The organism is Pectinatus frisingensis, from assembly GCF_015732285.1.
Classification (GTDB): Bacteria; Bacillota; Negativicutes; order Selenomonadales; family Selenomonadaceae; genus Pectinatus; species Pectinatus frisingensis.
Genome location: NZ_WIQU01000053.1, coordinates 30,762 through 48,962, shown reverse-complemented (window position 1 = coordinate 48,962; position 18,201 = coordinate 30,762). Strand labels below are relative to the sequence as shown.

Sequence of the window (18,201 nt, the reverse complement as noted above, 5' to 3'; positions counted from 1 at the left end):
TAAATATTGAAGAATATACAAGAAAAAAACAATGATTTGTACAATGAAATTCTTATACTTACAAAAAAATTGGTTTCAATTCCCAGTATAAATTCTACTGGGGAAGGTGAAAAGGAAATAGCGGCCTATATTGAAACTTATTTACGTGCTTTCCCCTATTTCAAAAAACATCCCGAACAAATAATAATACAGAACTTAAAAAATGATAAATTAGGCAGATATAATGTTTTTGCTTTGATAAAGGGTGAAAAAAGCATCTCACAAGATACGATTTTACTGCATGGGCACATTGATACAGTTGGTGTCGACGATTATGGCTTATTGAGTAAATTTGCATTTAATGCCGAAAAATTAATGGAAAAATTATCTGAACTCGATCTAAGCGATGAGGTCCGCGCCGATCTTAATTCCGGCGATTATTTGTTTGGTCGTGGCGCTTGTGATATGAAATCAGGCGATGCTGTGTTTTTAGTTTTGGCTAAATGGTTCAGCAAGCGCGTCAATGAATTCAGCGGCAATATACTGTTGTCATTTAATCCGGTGGAAGAAAATCTCCATACGGGCATGATTGACGGGTTGGAAGTTTTGACTGAACTAAAGGAAAAAGAGGGACTAAATTATTTATTTGCCATCAATAATGATTATATATGTCCATTATATCCAAATGACAAGACTCGCTATGTTTACACAGGCGCAGTCGGCAAATTACTGCCGTGTTTTTACATCAATGGTAAAGAAACTCATGTGGGACAATGTTTTGAAGGTTTTGACGCATCAATGGTGGCAGCGGAGCTTATACGCATAATCAATTTAAATTGTGATTTTTGTGATGAATACCGCAACGAGTATACTTTACCTCCTTCAGTTTTGAAGATCAAAGATCTGAAAATGTCATATAACGTACAAACCGCTGTTTCGGCTTTTATATATTTCAATTATTTTGTCCATAATACGTCGATGCAGGATATCATAAATAAACTTACAGCTGCGGCTAAGCAGGCGCTGAACAATGTACAGTCCAATATTAATGAACAGTATAAGGCATTTTGTAAAATTTCCGGTATCGACTATCAACCATTTGAATATGAACTACAGGTTTTAACTTATGATGAACTATATACTACAGCACAAAACAAATACGATGGCGATATAAGTAAGATTTTGGATGATATATTGGCTGACTGCTTGGCAGATAATACGGATAAGCGTGAAATACCATTGAAAATGACGCAAAAACTTTTTGATATAGCCGGAATAAAAAATCCATCAGCAGTATTATTTTTTGCCGCACCATATTGTCCGCATAATACTATTCATGAAGAAAAACCGCAGCAAAATGCACTCTATACAAAACTAAAAAACACCATTAATGAATTTGCTATAATATCAAGCGAAAAATATGAAATAAAACAATTTTTCCAAAGCTTATCAGATAGCAGTTATCTTACAATAGATGACGATGATGCATCAATTGATAGTTTGTTAAAAAATTTTCCTGCATTCAGTATACTGCATCCAGTACCGTTGAAAAAAATTAAAAATCTTGCTATCCCGGCCATAAATTATGGTTGTTTTGGTAAAGATGCACACAAATGGACTGAACGTGTATATATGCCATATTCTTTTGGTGTATTACCAAATCTTATTGAATATACTATAAAAAAATTTTTGATATTCTAATAATAAAAGAGGGGTTTGATATGAATTTATATGAAAGATGTATGAAAGTGATGCCGCCGATAGCCAAAAGAGCAACAACAATGGGAGTAGTAAAAGGTGAAGGATGCTATCTTATAGATGAAAATGGAAGAAAGGTATTGGATTTTGCCAGCGGTGTTGCTGTATGCAATATAGGACACAATCACCCCAAGGTCGTCAGCGCAGCAAAAAAACAGATAGATTTGCTGATACATGGCGGACACAATGTTGTATATTATGAAAGTTATGTAAAGCTCGCCGAAAAATTAGTTGAACTGTCTGGTGGAGATACCATGGTATATTTCAGCAATAGTGGCGCTGAAGCTAATGAAGGGGCAATAAAGCTTGCCAAATATGTTACAAAGCGTCAAGCTGTTATAGCATTCAGAGGGTCTTTTCATGGACGTACATTAGGGACTATATCACTGACATCTTCTAATTCTGCTTATCGCAAAAATTATGAAGCATTGCTGCCTAGTGTTTATTTTACAGAATATCCTAATTTATATCGTACGCCATACCAAAAGGGAGATGGCCCATATCCTAAAGAGTATCGTGAATGCTTGGAAAGATTATTTGAAACATTAATAGATCCTCATTGTGTCGCCGCAATTATTATGGAACCGATACAGGGTGAAGGCGGATATATCGTGCCACCCATCGAGTTTATGCATTATATACGTGAAACCTGTGATAAGTATGGTATTATGCTGATTTTTGACGAAATTCAAACAGGTATGGGACGTACCGGTAAATTATTTGCCTACGAAAATTTTGGTGTACGTCCTGACGTTTTTACTTTGGCTAAAAGCATTGCATCGGGATTCCCGCTCAGCGCAATTGTCGGACGTAAAAAATATATGGAGAAATGGCCGGCCGGAGCACATGGCGGTACCTTTGGCGGCAATCCGGTAGCTTGTGCGGCAGGTCTGGCTACGTTGGATGTGCTGATAAATGATGGCATGTTGGATAATGCCGTCAAAGCGGGACAATATATGAAAAATAAACTTTTCGCACTGCAAAAAAAATACCCGGCAGTGATTGGTGACGTGCGCGGCATCGGATTGATGCTTGCCATTGAAATAGTACAAAAGAATGCTGTGCCTGATGCGGCACTGGCAGCCAAAATAAAAGAAAAAGCATTGGAAAAACGATTGCTGTTATTGTTATGCGGTACATACCATAACGTTATCCGCTTTATTGCCCCGACAATAGTTACTGAAAAGGAAATTGATTTTGCGCTGGATGTTCTCGACAAAATAATAGCTGATGAATTACAAAAGTGATGCGTGAAAGGAAAATATTGTGAAAATAGTAATTGCTGATTATCCTGACGTTATCAAACGCAATCTTGATTATGAAAAAACCATATTGCAAGAGCATATACCTGAAGTTGAAATCGTAACTTACAGTTATATTGATAAGGCCGAATTTTATAATATAATCAAAGATGCTGATGCCTTATTGACGGCTTTCTTGCAAATAGATGCCGCCGTTATGGATCAGGCGCCAAAATTGAAATGTGTTGGCTTTAATTCTACAGGGTATAATTTTATAGATTATGACGAAGCAACCAGACGCGGTATAGCAATAATACCTATTGCCGAATACTGCACCAATGAAGTTGCAGATCATACACTGGCACTGATTTTATCCCTGAGCCGCGGAATAAAACACTATATAGATGATATTGACAAGGAAAAACGATGGCAGTATCATTCAATATCACTGGAAAGACTAACGGGGAAAACTTTATGCATATTCGGACTTGGCAAAATAGGTCGTGCTGTGGCTGAACGTGCTATGGCATTTGGTCTGCGGATAATGGCATTTGATCCGTTTGCCAATATAGCAATGGCAAAAAAACTTGGTATTGAACTAGTCGACGCTGATACAGCCTGCCAAAATGCTGATATTATAACTAATCACATGCGACAAACAAAAGAAAACTATCATTTCTTTAACAAAAACAGATTTGAAAAAATGCTAAAAAATCCCATTTTTATAAATACGGCACGCGGTGAATGCGTATGTGAGAAGGATTTAGTACAGGCATTGGATTCAGGCCTTATAAGCGGAGCGGGGCTGGATGTTTTAAGTCAGGAAGATCCAGATCTAGTCAACTGCAAATTAACAAACAGAACAAATGTTATAATAACGCCGCATGCAGCTTTTTATTCAAGAGAATCATTGGATGATCTGCAGCGCATTTCCTGCGAAAACGTGGCACATTATCTAAAACATGAATATGATAAAGTATTCAAAATAGTAAACTGGCAGGAAATAGCTTCCGTTGTCGGTAAAAATTTAAAAGAGGCGAAAAAATGAAGATATTGAGATTTCATGGTGAAAATATTGTTAATGGCGTTGGTTCATTGGCATATTTAAAAAAAATCCCATATAAAAGAGCTATGGTCATAACTGGTGGTAAATCAATGTATGAGTCCGGAATAATCGACAAGATAGAAAAATATATGGAAAAACCAGACAGCAATCTTAAAATATATTCGGGAATAAGTAAAAATCCTACAAAATATCAAGTAAATGCGGCATTGGAAACAGCAAAGCTCTTTAAACCGGATACTTTTATTGCCGTTGGCGGCGGATCTCCGCTGGATGCTGCAAAAGCAGTACTATTATTTTATGAATTTCCCGAACTTAATTTTGATAATATATTTGACAAACCATTGCCGATTCAAAGGAAAAAGACCAAATTTATAGCTATACCATCGACATCCGGCACTGCCAGCGAAGTTACGCACGTATCGGTAATAACTTATCCTGAAGAAAATTTAAAACTAGCAATAAAAGCAGAATGTCTGCGTCCTGATATAACAATACTTGATGGTAATATCACTATGAGTCTGCCACCGCATATCGCAGCCCAAACTGGTATGGATGCTTTGACCCATGCGCTGGAAAGTTATATTAATACAAGTGGTGATGATTTCACCGATGCACTAGCCAAATCGGCAATCGAAGGCATTTTGCACTGGTTGCCGATTTCCTGCAAACAGGGAACACTTGAAAGCCGCCAAAAAATGCATGCTTTTCAATGTATGGCCGGCATGTCTTTTTCCAATGCCGGGCTTGGTATGGTCCATGGTGTTTCCCATGCCTTTGGAGGAATGTATAATCTGGCACACGGACTGACCAATGCTGTCATATTGCCTTATTCTATGGATTATAATAAAAGAAACATTGCGGTTGCCAAAAAATATAAAATAATATCACATGCAATAGACAGTGATATTATTGAAAAAGTGCGTGAATTAAGCCAAGAAATCAATATTCCTGCCTGCATAAAGGATGCCGGTGTCAATGAGAAAGATTTTATCAGGAATTATGACAAATTAGTAGAAAACGCCATGCTAGGTTCAACTATGGTCAATCCAATAAAAGTATCTGTCGATGATATGAAAATATTTATCCGCAGTGTATACTATGGAAATGAAATAAATTGGGGATAATATATACTCCATTTTGCATTGCGCCAATCAAGCCTGACTATATTAAATAACAAAAATGACTGTCGCACAGACGACATTGAATTCATAACCACTGCTGCCACTATCCTGACTATTCGGTGACGAACAAGGTAAGGGAAATATTGCAGCATATTTATGAATGGAAATGCCTATGTGGGGCAGTCTTTTTGTTATCAGCATAATTTTTCTACGCTGAAAAATTCATTGGTTAATTGTCGATTTTACAATAATATTTGATATTGTTCAATATTAATGCCCAAAGATAACTGATCATTGTTAACTTTATCCTGTTTTCAACAAATACAAATTCATAAAAATGAAAATATATTCATAAAAATTTTTTTCATCAAGATATGGTGCCAATAAATCTTTTGCTTTTTGTAAACGGTACCGTATTGTATTAGGATGTTGAAATAACTCAGCTGCAGTTTTGGAAATTTCTCCATTGTTTTTAGCATATGCAAGTAAAGTTTTCAATAAATTGGATGTATATTTTTGATCATATTCAAGTAATATATTTATCATAATATCAACCTGTGTTTGAATGGAACGTTCTTTCATAAGCGGCATCAAATAAGAATATATACCCAACCCACTGTAATATAAATATTTTTTTTGTTTTATATAGCAAATTTTATCGGCATAAATACTCTCTTGAATGGATATATCCAATTGCATAAAAGTTTTATGACGATTGCTTATACCGATGCAAAATAAATTTAACGGAATATCGAAATATCTTAATATCCGTTTACATAAATGTATATCATTATCACATTTTTCATTATCAGGAAAGGTATAGAAAATCATTAATCCTGCTTTATATTTTACAAGAGAAATATTTGACAAATCAGTACTGCGGTATTGTTTATAAAATAGACGATTCAAATAATTGGTTATTTCACGCGGTGAAACGGTTTTATCATAAAAGGTCAAATAAAAGGTAATGACATTATTTTTAAAATGTGAATTTATTTCATGTGCTGAAGAAGCTATTTTTTCTCTGCTATTCGACCTATCTATAAGGTCGTGTATTTTTTCCTCAAATAAGAGATATTTTTGTTTCGATTTTAAAAGTTCATTCACTGCAATTATTATATCTTCCATATATGCTGAGGAAAAAAGAAATAACGGTATCTGATTATCATCAGCCATTTTTAAAATTTCAGGTGGAAGTTCCTTAAAGAAAATTGTTTTTATGGCAATGCCGGAAATTTTTTTTTCTATGAGCCGTATAAAACTTTTTTCTATCAACTTCTGGTTATCCTTGGCAAAAAATAATGACGTTATTATAAAATCTCCCTCATGAAAGACTTCAAATCCATCGTTAAACCATTCATATTCCAAAATATCTACATTAGTAATTTCACGATTCAATCCATTCTTACCAGCTACTAGTCTGAAATTCCTAAAAATTGTAAGATTTATGACCTCATTTATTTGCAGCACAAGTCATTCTCCTCTGTGTTAATATGCTACCATTATAATATATATTAATTTCTTTTTACAAAAAAAACGATTTTGGACAAAATTTTTCAGTTTGTATAAAAATAAGGTCAAATTTTTAGTCAAAAGCAAATAGAAAAAACTATTAACATAAATTATACTAAAAGAAATTAAATACGATTTTGATCTATAAGAGCAAAGGCGCTTGAAATAACGGTATAACTTTATTTCAGGCGTCTTTTATTTTTAGGAGATGACAATAATAATGGGAAAATTCATGAGCAATCGTTACAGAAATCTAAAACCATACATTCCCGGTGAACAGCCAAAAGACAAAATTTATATTAAACTTAATGCCAACGAAACTTCATGTCCACCATCCCCCAAGGTACTCGCGGTATTAAAAAGTGACAGGATGAAACAATTAGGGATGTATACGGATCCATATTCCCGAGAATTAAAGAAAGCTGTTTCAAATACATTCGATGTATCAATGTCAGAAATTTTTGTTGGTAATGGTTCTGATGAAATACTTGGATATATTTTTCTGACTTTTTTTGAAAACAAACATATATGTTACCCTGATATAACATATAACTTTTATGCAACATTAGCATCAGCCCTGGATATAGATGCACAAGAAATTGAATTAAAAAAAGATTTCACTATCGATATAAATCAATTCATAGAGACGGACCGGCATATAATTTTAGCCAATCCTAATGCACCTACCGGATATGTCCTTTCTATCAAAGAAATAGAAAAAATCGTAAATTCAAAGCCAGATAGATTAGTAATAATTGATGAAGCATATATAGATTATGGAAATGAAAGTTCAATTCCTCTTATAAAAAAATATGACAATCTGATAGTCATACATACTATGTCCAAATCAAGAAATCTAGCTGGTGCACATATAGGATACTGCATTGCCAATAGAAAACTCATTGCTGATATAGAATCGATAAAATCGGTGCTCAATCCTTTCAATCTAAGTGACATAAGCATGGCAGTGGGAACAGCCGCCATGCTCGACAGAAAATATCTGCAGCAAACCGTACAGGCTGTAATTGAGGCAAGAGTGTATATAACAAATGAATTGCGTAAAATGAATTTTTATGTTCTAGAATCAAATACAAATTTTATTTTTGTAAGCCACCCATGGTTAAGTGCTGAAGAATACAACATCAAATTAAGAGAACATGGCATACTAGCCCGTCATTATAAAAAACCGGATAGAATAAGAAATTTTCTCCGTATTACTGTCGGTACTATGCTCGAAATGACAGCAGTAGTCCAAACTACAAGAAAGATTTTATTAAGTTTGGCAGCATAATACCATATAACAAAATAATATAAAATACATTTTAAGCAAAGACGCTTATTATAAATAATTTATCAATAACAGAGGTGTTCTGCAAAATGGAATTAAACTATTCATTGATCATAACTTCACTGCCATTACTCTTAGAAGGGGCACTGATTACAATAAAAATAACCGTATTAAGCATTATAATAGGTTTGGCAGTGGGATTACTGTCAGGTACAGTACGAATTTCAAATATTAAATTTCTTCGCATTGCAGCCATGATTTATATCAATTTTATGCGTGGCACACCATTATTAGTACAATTATTCTTTATATACTTTGCGTTGCCACTGCTTACAGGCTTGAAAATAAGTCCTTTCTTTTCAGCAATTTTTACCTGCGGCATAAACAGTGGTGCGTATATTGCAGAAATTTTCCGAGCCGGCATCCAGTCAATAGATAATGGTCAAATGGAAGCTGGCCGCTCTCTGGGATTAAACTGGACACAAACTATGAAGTTAGTAATAATGCCGCAGGCATTTAAACGCGTTATACCGCCATTGGGCAACGAATTCATCGCTTTATTAAAGGACTCCTCACTCGTTTCAGTTATCGGATTCGAAGAACTCACCCGCAGAGGACAGCTGATCATAGCGCGCACATATGGCTCTATAGAGATCTGGCTCAGTGTTGCAATCATATACCTGGTTATGACGCTTACCATTTCCCGACTAGTTTCATATATGGAAACAAAATTTGAAATAAAATAGGATTTTATCACAACTGCCCTTATAAATCCATTTTTATTTTGTACTTTCAAATTGACCATGATTTTATAAGAATAATAAATTTCATCACCATAGTTTCCATATTCAAAATGTCTCGGCATTATCAGAAAACATTGGCAGATACGCAGCGATATTTTCCTTTTTCATAGCAACGGCAATTTCCCGGTAAATAGGGATTTGATTAATTTCCCGTACAGCGATATATGGCGTCTTAATTGCTTTAGCCACAATCGAAGGCAGAATTGTAACTCCCTTTCCTCTACTTACATAACTAAGCAAAGATTCCGTCAAGTCAAGTTCCAATGCAACATTAGGTATAACCTTTATACGGCTGCATGCTTTGCGTATAGATGCCCGAATCGTACAAGGATCTTTATACAGCACTAATTTTTCCTGTAGCACAACATCCAGGAAACTGACCTTTTTCCGGTGATACAGCGGATGTTTTACCGGAAAAACTACATAAAGCGGCTCCGTCATAAGAGGAATTACTGCAACATCCTTCTGTGGTTCTGCATTAGAGAGCAATACCATATCAAACTTGCCATTTTCGACACCTTCGACCAACTCCTGATTAGAAAGACAAGTATCAATAATCACCTGATTTTTCCCTTTCGCTCTCAATCTCTCCATATATCTGGGAAGAAAATAGGTCACCAAATTGCCCAATCCCCCAATACGCAGCTGCTGTATTTTGGAAGAATAACGGACTTGCTCAACCGCACGGTCAAACTCATCCATGACACTACTCATAGTTTCATAAAGAAGTCTTCCCTGCGGCGTAGTTTCCACTCCACTATAATTTCGGATAAGCAATTTACAGTCAAGTCCTTTTTCAAGCTGCCGCAGTTGTTTTGAAAGAGACGGCTGTGAGATATAAAGATGCTCTGATGCTTTATTCAAACTACCCCGACGGACAATTTCCAAAAAATATCTAATTTGTTCAATGCTGATCATCGTTATCTCCTCCATAGTTATGCGTTTCAGCTATATCCGATATATATAATAACAATTGGATAAATACCTGAATATAATATATTCTATAGTCAGAAATATATCACAATCAATTTATTTTATCCACATCGAATAAAATTTGATATCTTAAATAATTGTGATCATATGACAATAAACCACACAAAGGAGAAAAAATGGAAAAGCAACTTAACGGCCAAAAAATATTAATCATAGGTGGAGCGAAATATTTAGGTCTGTCCATTGCCCGCAAAACCAGTGAAGCCGGAGCCAAAGTAATTATCGGAGCACGCAGCATCGAAAAAGCTTTTCAGGCAGTCTCGCAACTCCCACTTGCAAATGTTATCCAGATCGACATTACAGATGAAAGTACGATTGCAGCCGCTGCAGCTGAACTGAAACACATTGACCACATAATAATAACCGCATCTGCGCATCATAACGCAGCTATCAGGGATCTGGAGCATGATAAAATTGTCACAGCATTTGAAGCCAAGGTAATCGGTCCTATGCTGCTGGCTAAACACTTTGCGCCTATTCTATCTTCGACAGGTTCGATTCTGCTTTTCTCTGGTGTAGCTGCCTGGAAGCCAACCCCCGGGTATACAGTCATGGGCGTAACCAATGGGGCAGTTGCATTCTTGGTCTCACAACTGGCCAGAGAACTGGCTCCAATTCGTGTCAATTCAATTTCTCCAGGTATTACAGATTCCGGTACTTGGGATATTCTCGGAAAACAAGAAAAAGAAGCACTCCTTAAAAATGCAGCCGTCTCAAGTTTGGTCGGACGTGCCGGCACATCCGATGATATCGTCAATACAGCTTTATGGCTGTTGAGTGCCGGGAATATTTCCGGTGAAACCATCCATATTGAAGGAGGAGCCAGATATTTATAATAAGTTGTTTTATCGATTCCAATATTAAAAAACTCCGCACGCAATACCGATACGTCAAAATACCATAAGTGCCAGTAAATATGACCTTATCTGCAACAAGATCAGGCGGTATTAAAAAACGATAAAACTGAGTTTATTCAGTTGAATTGCATACACTGAATGAGCTCAGTTTTATTATTTACAGATGACCATTGCAAACCCAAATATTTTATCAATTAAATTCTATCTGCGCCTCTTTATCATGGTAATTTTCATTTGCTTGTTATATTATTCACCCTTGCAATAACATATAAAAAAATAATATAATTATAATATCGTCGATGAATTGTATTTCTCTTCGTAACTATCTCAAATTAATTCATCACATTGGCGGTAATATTTTTATAACATTAACTAACATAGGAAGTGGATTATTTGTACAACAACATCGCCATTATTCTTGCATTTGCCTGTTATCTGCTGCTCATGATGTTCATTGGCGCTTATTACTATCGCCGCACTCATAATATGTCCGACTACATTCTGGGTGGCAGGAAACTCGGTCCCTGGGTCACCTCAATGAGTGCCGAAGCATCTGACATGAGCGGCTGGATGCTTATGGGTCTACCCGGTTTTGCCTATCTTGCCGGTCTAAATGCCGGTTGGATCGCTCTCGGCCTGATTTTAGGTACTTGGGCAAATTGGCAGTTTGTAGCCAAACGCCTCAGAAAATACACAGAATTGGCCAACAACTCGTTGACTTTACCAGATTTTTTCCAAAATAGATTTCATAGTAATAATAATTTACTCCGCATTATCTCTGCCATTTTCATTTTGATATTTTTTATCATTTATACTTCATCAGGTTTTGTTGCCGGAGGAAAATTATTTAACACGGTTTTTGGTATTCCCTATATATACTCACTTATACTGGGTGCATTCGTAATCGTTTTTTATACTTTTGCCGGGGGATTTCTTGCTGTATGCTGGACAGATTTTATCCAAGGTGTAATGATGTTTTTAGCGATTGTAGTCGTGCCATTATTCGCTATATTTTTATTGGGTGGGTTCAGTACCAGTTTTACGGCCATGCACATGCTTGATCCACAAGTTTTCAATCCATTTTTGAAACCGGATAATTCCAGTATGACTTTCATCGAAATAATATCACTGCTTGGCTGGGGCCTGGGTTACTTTGGTCAGCCGCATATTTTAGTACGATTCATGGCCATAAAAGCTTCTTCCGAACTCACCAGAGCTTCTCATATTGCCATGACATGGGTAATTATTTCTTTAGTCGCATCAGTCCTGGTCGGTATGGTCGGCAAAATTTATTTAACAGAACCACTCACCGGCAGCAATACAGAAACTGTATTTTTAGTTATGAGCCATGATCTTTTTTCTCCCTTTGTTGCCGGCCTGATATTATCGGCAGTATTGGCTGCAATCATGAGTACGGCATCTTCACAATTGCTAGTGGCAGCTTCCGCTTTTTCCCAGGATTTTTACAAAACTCTTATTCATAAGACAAATAATCAAAAAGAACTCGTCTGGGTGAGTCGATTATCTGTTATAGTCATATCCGTCATTGCCATACTCATGGGAATAAATCCTGATAATCTGATTTTGGATATGGTTGCTTATGCTTGGGCTGGTTTTGGTGCCTGCTTTGGTCCGGCACTTCTTACCTCTCTATTTTGGCGGCGAACGACCAATAAAGGTGTAATCGCCGGCATCATTATTGGTGGTATAACTGTTATATTATGGAAACATTTTGCCATTTGGGGATTATACGAAATAATACCCGGTTTCTTATTTTCACTATTGGCAATAATTGTCGTCAGTCTCCTTGATACTCCGCCTAGTAAAGAAATCATCAATATTTTCGATTCGGTAAAGCACAGCAACATATAAATAAATTATATTAATTATTTCGACACATAAAAAACCACCATTCATAAGAATGGCGGTTTTTTATGCCCATGGTGCCGTATCTTTTTACATGCCTATACCTGCATATATGCAGGGCGGTACCTTTAAGACAATACGTTTGCTATTCGTTCAAGACGATCCAGCAGCTATATGCTAAAATCAGGTTCCATTTTGAAAAGAGTAAGGTTAGACATATTTAAAAAGCTTACGTACATCGCAGGCATATGTAATCTTTTAATAAATAATAGCATAAATAAATATGCCGTGCAAGACTTGACAGGTAGCAATCTTTTATATTAAGTTGTTTTATAAGCATTTTTTTGATAGAATGGATATAGTTTTATACAAGTAAATCTAATCAATAGCTGCTATAGAAAAAGAGGTATTGTTCTACAATGGAAAATGTATTTCGTGTGGCAATAAGCCGTTATGACTTAAAAGACTACAGTGACGTTGGTTATATAGAATATAATATAGCCGATAAAAAAGCTGATATCTTTCTAAAATCAGAAGAAGCTGTACAAACTGTGAGAAACTTTTTTGCCAAGGCTCTGACAATGCAGATACCACATAAAACAGCACATGACTTTACTCAGGTCACCATAAATCCTTTGGAAAGCCTGGAAAATTTTAAATTGGCGCTGACTCGTCTTTGGGAAAACACCAATATTTATGTTGATTGGAGCCGTCCGGTCGAGTATGTAATGAAGGCTTTCAATAAGGACAAGGTTGATTAATCTATCTTTATATAACATGACCGATTTTTTTAGTCATGTATATTGATACACAAAACGACATTTAGCATATGTTTTCCGGTACCATCCGTTTTATATGTTTATTCCTAACATTCATATCTAAAATTAATGGGGTTGTCGCACGTAATCATTTTCATTCATAAGTATTACATATTTATGATGTCAATGCTGTTCATGCGGCAGCCCCGTTAATTGTTTAACAGCTTACTTATTTGTTTCCTGGCGTTCAATCTCTTCCAATGTACGGCCGCGTGTTTCAGGTACGCGCGTCTTTACAAATAAACACCCCAGCATACAAATAACACCAAAGATAGCAAATACCGCTTCCTGCGGCATAGCTGCCGTCATAATAGGGAATAATAACCCGACTAGCCATGAACCGATCCAATTGAAGGACGAAGCCAGACCAGCCGCACGGCCGCGAACTGCCAATGGAAATATTTCTCCCACTAATACCCAGGTAATTGGTGCCCATGTAGCCGAATAAAAGGCAACATATATACACAAGAAAAATACAATCATCATTGGGCTGGCTCCCGGTATAAGCCAATTAATAACAGCCGGCAAAATAAATGATAGCCCCATGATGAATCCGGCAACCATCAGAAGTGTCCGCCTGTTAAATTTTTCTGCAATCCAGATATATACCAGTGAACCCAGAACAAGTATTATACCCTGAATAATTGGCCACATTAGTTCGTTGGTTGCTGCACTGCCAGTCGCTTTTTCCACAATCAATGGAATATAATAAAAAATAGCATTAGCTCCTTGAAATTGTTGAAAAGCTGCCACACCGACACCAGCCGTGATCAAATAGCGATATTTTTTACTTAGCAGACTGCCCCAGCTGGTTTGATTTTCAGCTTGATTTTCCAATGCGGCAGTTTCTTTAATATCCTTAAGTTCGGCATCAATTTCATTCTCTGGACGAACATAGCCCAATACTTTTCTGGCTTCATCATAATGTCCATTCTTTATCAAATAACGTGGTGATTCAGGTAAACGCAAAACACCTAAAAATAAGATGACTGCGGGCAAACAGGCAAATCCCAGCATCAATCTCCATGACATTTCTCCTGGCATATCCTTTAAAAAGAAATCGACAACATAGGAAATCAGCATCCCGGAGACAATCATTGTCTGATTGATTCCGGAAAGGCGTCCACGCAGCCGTGCCGGTGCCAGCTCGGAAATATATGCCGGAACCAGGGCTGAAGCAGCACCAACTCCCAAGCCTAAAAACATGCGGACTATAATCATATAGGTTTTACCATTGTCGGGAGCTAAACCTGACAATAAGGCAAAAATTGCAAACAATACGGCTGAAAGTAAAATCATTTTACGGCGGCCTAACCTATCAGCCAACTGTCCTGCTAAAGCACCACCAAATATTGCACCAAACATAACGGCAGAGGTTATCCAGCCGATTGTCGATGCATCCACCAAATTCCAATCATGTGTCAAAAATGGCAAAGCCCCGGTCATAACACCAATATCATATCCAAAGAGGATACCGCCAAATGCACCAAAAAAGTAGATATAACTACTTGATATTTTCTTTGTACCTTCCAATTTCTGCACTCCTTCATTATGGATTACATTATAAAAGTCAGAAAATATCATTTTTTACAATTTCTAATTATCTTCTGACCTTTATTGTCAATCGCCTGTTAATCTATCACTATTGATTCTATGCCAAACATTTTAGCCAGATCAGTAATTTGTCCTTCCGTCAGTACAAATGAAAATACAGAATGATGTCCGCCGCCATTTTCGATCCATTTTATGGAACCTTTTTTCAATCCGATTTTAGGTGTCCATAATTGTTTTGCCACTGGTAAATTGGGAGTTTCAGCTTCCGGTTTATTGCCGGTTACCGGATAACTGAGTAACTTGAATCCATCGGCAAAATGAGATAATGTCACATCTATCGCTGCACCTTCCGAACCGGTAAACACTAACCGGGCCGGGTTTTCTTTACCGCCGATATCAAGCGGGTGAACTTCGACACGTGGTTTTTCACTCGCTATGGATGGATCTACTTCCAGCATATGTGAACCTAATATCGCTTCATGCCCCTTGCGCAAGTCCAGAGTGTAGTCTTCCATAAATGCTGTTTTTTCATTACGTGCCATAATCTTAAGCAGTCTGCTTAAGCCTGCCGACTTCCCATCACCTTCAGCCCCAAAACCGTATCCGTCACGCATCAACAATTGAACAGCAAGTCCCGGTAATTGTTCCAACCCGTGTAAATCCTCAAAGTTAGTAGTAAAAGCTGTATAATTGCCGCGTTCTAAAAAGCGTTTGATTCCGATATATTCTTTCAGCTGTCCCCTTACCGAATGCTTGAATTTTTCCGGCTTATTATTACCTATAGTAAGTGTGTATTCTTTTTGCAAAAGATCATATTCTTTATCAATGTCTTCTTCGCTGACTTTATTTATTTCTTCAGTTAAATCTCCTACGCTATAGTAATCGATCGTCCATCCCAGTGTAATTTGCGCCCCGACTTTATCCAGTTCAGTAACAGCAACATTGCGCATAGTATCGCCAAAACGGCAAATTTTTATTTTAAAACTTTCATTATATGCTATTGCAACATTTTCCCAGCGGGCAATTTCTTCTTGAACTTCATTATCTCCCCAGTAGCCATAGATAATTTTGTTATTCTTATGCAGTCTGGCATTAATATATCCATACTCACGATCACCATGTGCACTTTGGTTGAGATTCATATAATCAAAATCAATTGAGTCATAAGGAATTCTATCCAAATACTGTGTTGCCAAATGCAATAATGGCTTTTGTAACAATTTAGTACCGCGAATCCAATTCTTGGCCGGCGAAAAAGTATGCATCCAAGTGATTACCCCAGCCACATTATCATTGTAATTTGCTTCTTTCATGAATTTAGTGATACTGTCGGCAGTTGTCATAACATCCTTAAAAACAATTTTGTAAGGCAGCCTACCGCTTGAGTTTAATTTTTTTACTATATCCTGTGAATCTTCAGCGACTTGTTTCAACTGTTCTTTTCCATAAAGGAACTGACTTCCGGTAACAAACCAAAATTCATATTTAGAAATTGATAACATTTTTCATTACTCCTTTTATTTAAAAATAATAATTACTAAATTTGCAATTTTCATATTATTATTGTTTATAAAAATAATTGATACTGCCTATAGTCATCTTTCACTGATATTATCAACTGCTGCTTCTTCAACGGCCAGACCGTCTTCATATCCAGTAATAAATTTTTTATAACCAGTAACACCGATTGGTTCCGGGCTAAGTGTAAATGTTTCGGGAAATTTAAATACTTTTTTATCCAAGAAATCGCAAAGGTCCATATTATCGGTTTCTTTGACATAAGCCGCCAGCACAGCCATTCCCCACGGGCCTCCCTGACTTGCTGTTTTCATGACAGTAATCGGCGTGTTGAGTGCATTTGCCAAAATCTGCTGTGCAATTACCGGAGTCTTAAATAGCCCGCCTTGAGCAATAAGTACTTCCGTTTCTATCTGTTCTTTATTTATCAGAATATCCATGCCAATTTTTAATGGGGCAAACGCCGCATAAAGCTGCGTTAGAATAAAATTACCTAAGGTAAATTCACAATTTGCCGTTCTGACAAATAATGGCCTTCCAGCGGATATTTTTGTAATATTCTCACCCGACAAATAGCCGTAATTAATTAAACCGCCTGCATCCGGACTAGCCTTAGCCGATACAAGAAACAATGCCTCATATAATTCGTCAGCTGTTAAATTGACTCCAAGACGATCAGCAAACTGTCTGAATATTTCTGCCCAGGCATTGATATCTGAAGAACAATTATTAACATGTACCATTGCAACAGGCGAACCATCCGGTGTCATTACTATGTCTATGTCACGATGCACTTGTTTAAGCGGTTTATCTAAAACAATCATCGAGAAGGCCGATGTTCCGACTGAAATATTACCGGTTTTTTTTCTAACACTGTTAGTGGCTGCCATACCGGTACCGGCATCTCCCTCTGGTGGAGCCATTACACTACCTGCATCCAGCCGTTCACTTATATCCAGCAGTTTGGCTCCTTCAGCACTTAACCTGCCTGCTATCTCACCGGCCTTAAGAACTTTAGGCAGAATATCGTGTATATTCCATGAATATTTCTTCACTTCCGGCAATTGGCTGAATTGCTGCAATAATGGTTCAACATAGCTGCAAGTTTTTTCGTCAATCGGAAATACCCCAGAGGCGTCACCTATTCCCAACACTTTTTCACCAGTCAGTTTCCAATGCACATATCCTGCCAGAGTAGTAATAAATCTTATCTGCCTTACATGGGGTTCTTTATTTAATATGGCTTGATATAAGTGTGCAATACACCAGCGTTGCGGTATATTAAATTTAAATAAACTTGTCAATTCATCTGCAGCCGGTCCTGTTATGTTATTTCTCCATGTTCTAAATGGTGTTAACAAATTCCCATCTTGGGAAAATACCAAATAACCATGCATCATCGCACTAACGCCTATAGTCCCTATCTTGATAAGAGGCTGATGATACTTGCTGTAAACATCGGCAGCCAATTGTTTATAACTTGTCCTGATACCCTCCCAAACTTGTTCTAATGAATAAGTCCATATACCATTTTTGTATCGATTCTCCCAAGTATAATAACCAGAGGCTATCGTATTAAAATCATCAGTAATTAAGACTGATTTTATTTGTGTAGAACCAAGCTCAATTCCCAGTGAAACATGTCCCTTTTGTGTCGCTTCAGCTATTTCAATTAGGCTCATCAAAAATAGTACACCTCCTGACATTAATTTAAAGTTACTATTTTCCGGAAAATATATCATACAACTTTATATATATAATACAACTTATTCTATATTATGTAAATAAGCAAATAAAAAAAATTATTAATAATTTTTCCACTATTAC

Annotated in this window: 14 protein-coding genes and 1 other RNA gene; 9 read left to right on the top strand and 6 right to left on the bottom strand. The window is 36.8% G+C overall.

Annotation, left to right across the window (positions count from 1 at the left end):
* Positions 1-6 precede the first annotated feature (6 nt).
* From I6751_RS09630 to I6751_RS09615, 4 genes are read left to right on the top strand one after another with little or no spacing between them, the layout of a single operon-like run.
* The gene (locus tag I6751_RS09630; protein ID WP_196590671.1) at positions 7-1,680 is read left to right on the top strand and encodes a M20/M25/M40 family metallo-hydrolase; all 1,674 of its coding nucleotides are present in this window, start codon (positions 7-9) and stop codon (positions 1,678-1,680) included.
* A gap of 20 nt (positions 1,681-1,700) precedes the next feature.
* Positions 1,701-2,984 (top strand): aspartate aminotransferase family protein, encoded by a 1,284-nt coding sequence (locus I6751_RS09625; RefSeq protein WP_196590670.1) that lies wholly within the window; start codon positions 1,701-1,703, stop codon positions 2,982-2,984.
* 19 nt (positions 2,985-3,003) lie between these two features.
* Positions 3,004-4,026: an NAD(P)-dependent oxidoreductase gene (locus I6751_RS09620; RefSeq protein WP_196590669.1), complete on the top strand. Its 1,023-nt coding sequence runs from the start codon at positions 3,004-3,006 to the stop codon at positions 4,024-4,026.
* Positions 4,023-5,168, top strand: a complete 1,146-nt coding sequence (locus I6751_RS09615) for an iron-containing alcohol dehydrogenase (protein WP_196590668.1) — start codon at positions 4,023-4,025, stop codon at positions 5,166-5,168. The genes I6751_RS09620 and I6751_RS09615 overlap by 4 nt, the downstream gene beginning before the upstream one ends.
* 300 nt (positions 5,169-5,468) lie before the next feature.
* On the opposite strand, the gene I6751_RS09610 is transcribed toward I6751_RS09615, so the two are convergent.
* Positions 5,469-6,635, bottom strand: coding sequence for a PucR family transcriptional regulator (locus tag I6751_RS09610; RefSeq protein ID WP_196590667.1), 1,167 nt, complete (start codon positions 6,633-6,635; stop codon positions 5,469-5,471).
* A gap of 262 nt (positions 6,636-6,897) precedes the next feature.
* On the opposite strand from I6751_RS09610, the gene I6751_RS09605 reads away from it, so the two are divergent.
* Both I6751_RS09605 and I6751_RS09600 read left to right on the top strand, forming a co-directional pair.
* Entirely contained in the window at positions 6,898-7,968 is a 1,071-nt protein-coding gene (locus I6751_RS09605; RefSeq protein WP_196590666.1) for a pyridoxal phosphate-dependent aminotransferase, read from the top strand.
* An 86-nt stretch (positions 7,969-8,054) separates the two neighbouring features.
* Positions 8,055-8,711, top strand: a complete 657-nt coding sequence (locus I6751_RS09600) for an amino acid ABC transporter permease (RefSeq protein WP_196590665.1) — start codon at positions 8,055-8,057, stop codon at positions 8,709-8,711.
* A gap of 102 nt (positions 8,712-8,813) precedes the next feature.
* Here the strand turns inward: I6751_RS09600 and I6751_RS09595 are convergent, their stop codons facing one another.
* Entirely contained in the window at positions 8,814-9,686 is an 873-nt protein-coding gene (locus I6751_RS09595; protein ID WP_196590664.1) for a LysR family transcriptional regulator, read from the bottom strand.
* 191 nt (positions 9,687-9,877) lie between these two features.
* On the opposite strand from I6751_RS09595, the gene I6751_RS09590 reads away from it, so the two are divergent.
* Entirely contained in the window at positions 9,878-10,597 is a 720-nt protein-coding gene (locus I6751_RS09590) for an SDR family oxidoreductase (protein ID WP_196590663.1), read from the top strand.
* Between the two features lie 414 nt (positions 10,598-11,011).
* On the top strand, positions 11,012-12,490 hold the full coding sequence (gene putP / locus I6751_RS09585; RefSeq protein ID WP_196590662.1) for a sodium/proline symporter PutP: 1,479 nt from the start codon (positions 11,012-11,014) through the stop codon (positions 12,488-12,490).
* A gap of 59 nt (positions 12,491-12,549) precedes the next feature.
* On the opposite strand, the gene ssrS is transcribed toward putP, so the two are convergent.
* A non-coding RNA gene (gene ssrS, locus I6751_RS09580) (6S RNA) lies at positions 12,550-12,734 on the bottom strand.
* Positions 12,735-12,903: 169 nt separating this feature from the next.
* Here ssrS and I6751_RS09575 point away from each other — a divergent pair.
* Positions 12,904-13,245, top strand: a complete 342-nt coding sequence (locus I6751_RS09575; protein ID WP_182188008.1) for a hypothetical protein — start codon at positions 12,904-12,906, stop codon at positions 13,243-13,245.
* 222 nt (positions 13,246-13,467) lie between these two features.
* Here I6751_RS09575 and I6751_RS09570 read toward each other — a convergent pair whose 3' ends face one another.
* From I6751_RS09570 to I6751_RS09560, 3 genes are all read right to left on the bottom strand, one after another.
* The gene (locus I6751_RS09570) at positions 13,468-14,835 is read right to left on the bottom strand and encodes a sugar porter family MFS transporter (RefSeq protein WP_196590661.1); all 1,368 of its coding nucleotides are present in this window, start codon (positions 14,833-14,835) and stop codon (positions 13,468-13,470) included.
* A gap of 98 nt (positions 14,836-14,933) precedes the next feature.
* Entirely contained in the window at positions 14,934-16,358 is a 1,425-nt protein-coding gene (araA, locus tag I6751_RS09565) for an L-arabinose isomerase (RefSeq protein WP_196590660.1), read from the bottom strand.
* 93 nt (positions 16,359-16,451) lie between these two features.
* Positions 16,452-18,056: a xylulokinase gene (locus I6751_RS09560; protein WP_196590733.1), complete on the bottom strand. Its 1,605-nt coding sequence runs from the start codon at positions 18,054-18,056 to the stop codon at positions 16,452-16,454.
* Positions 18,057-18,201: the final 145 nt, after the last annotated feature.

Bases quoted from the DNA above. Each gene is read 5' to 3' on its own strand.
- I6751_RS09625 (WP_196590670.1), top strand. From the start codon at position 1,701: ATGAATTTATATGAAAGATGTATGAAAGTGATGCCGCCGATAGCCAAA.
- I6751_RS09615 (WP_196590668.1), top strand. From the start codon at position 4,023: ATGAAGATATTGAGATTTCATGGTGAAAATATTGTTAATGGCGTTGGT.
- I6751_RS09605 (WP_196590666.1), top strand. From the start codon at position 6,898: ATGGGAAAATTCATGAGCAATCGTTACAGAAATCTAAAACCATACATT.
- I6751_RS09600 (WP_196590665.1), top strand. From the start codon at position 8,055: ATGGAATTAAACTATTCATTGATCATAACTTCACTGCCATTACTCTTA.
- I6751_RS09595 (WP_196590664.1), bottom strand. From the start codon at position 9,686: ATGATCAGCATTGAACAAATTAGATATTTTTTGGAAATTGTCCGTCGG.
- I6751_RS09590 (WP_196590663.1), top strand. From the start codon at position 9,878: ATGGAAAAGCAACTTAACGGCCAAAAAATATTAATCATAGGTGGAGCG.
- I6751_RS09575 (WP_182188008.1), top strand. From the start codon at position 12,904: ATGGAAAATGTATTTCGTGTGGCAATAAGCCGTTATGACTTAAAAGAC.
- araA (WP_196590660.1), bottom strand. From the start codon at position 16,358: ATGTTATCAATTTCTAAATATGAATTTTGGTTTGTTACCGGAAGTCAG.
- I6751_RS09560 (WP_196590733.1), bottom strand. From the start codon at position 18,056: ATGAGCCTAATTGAAATAGCTGAAGCGACACAAAAGGGACATGTTTCA.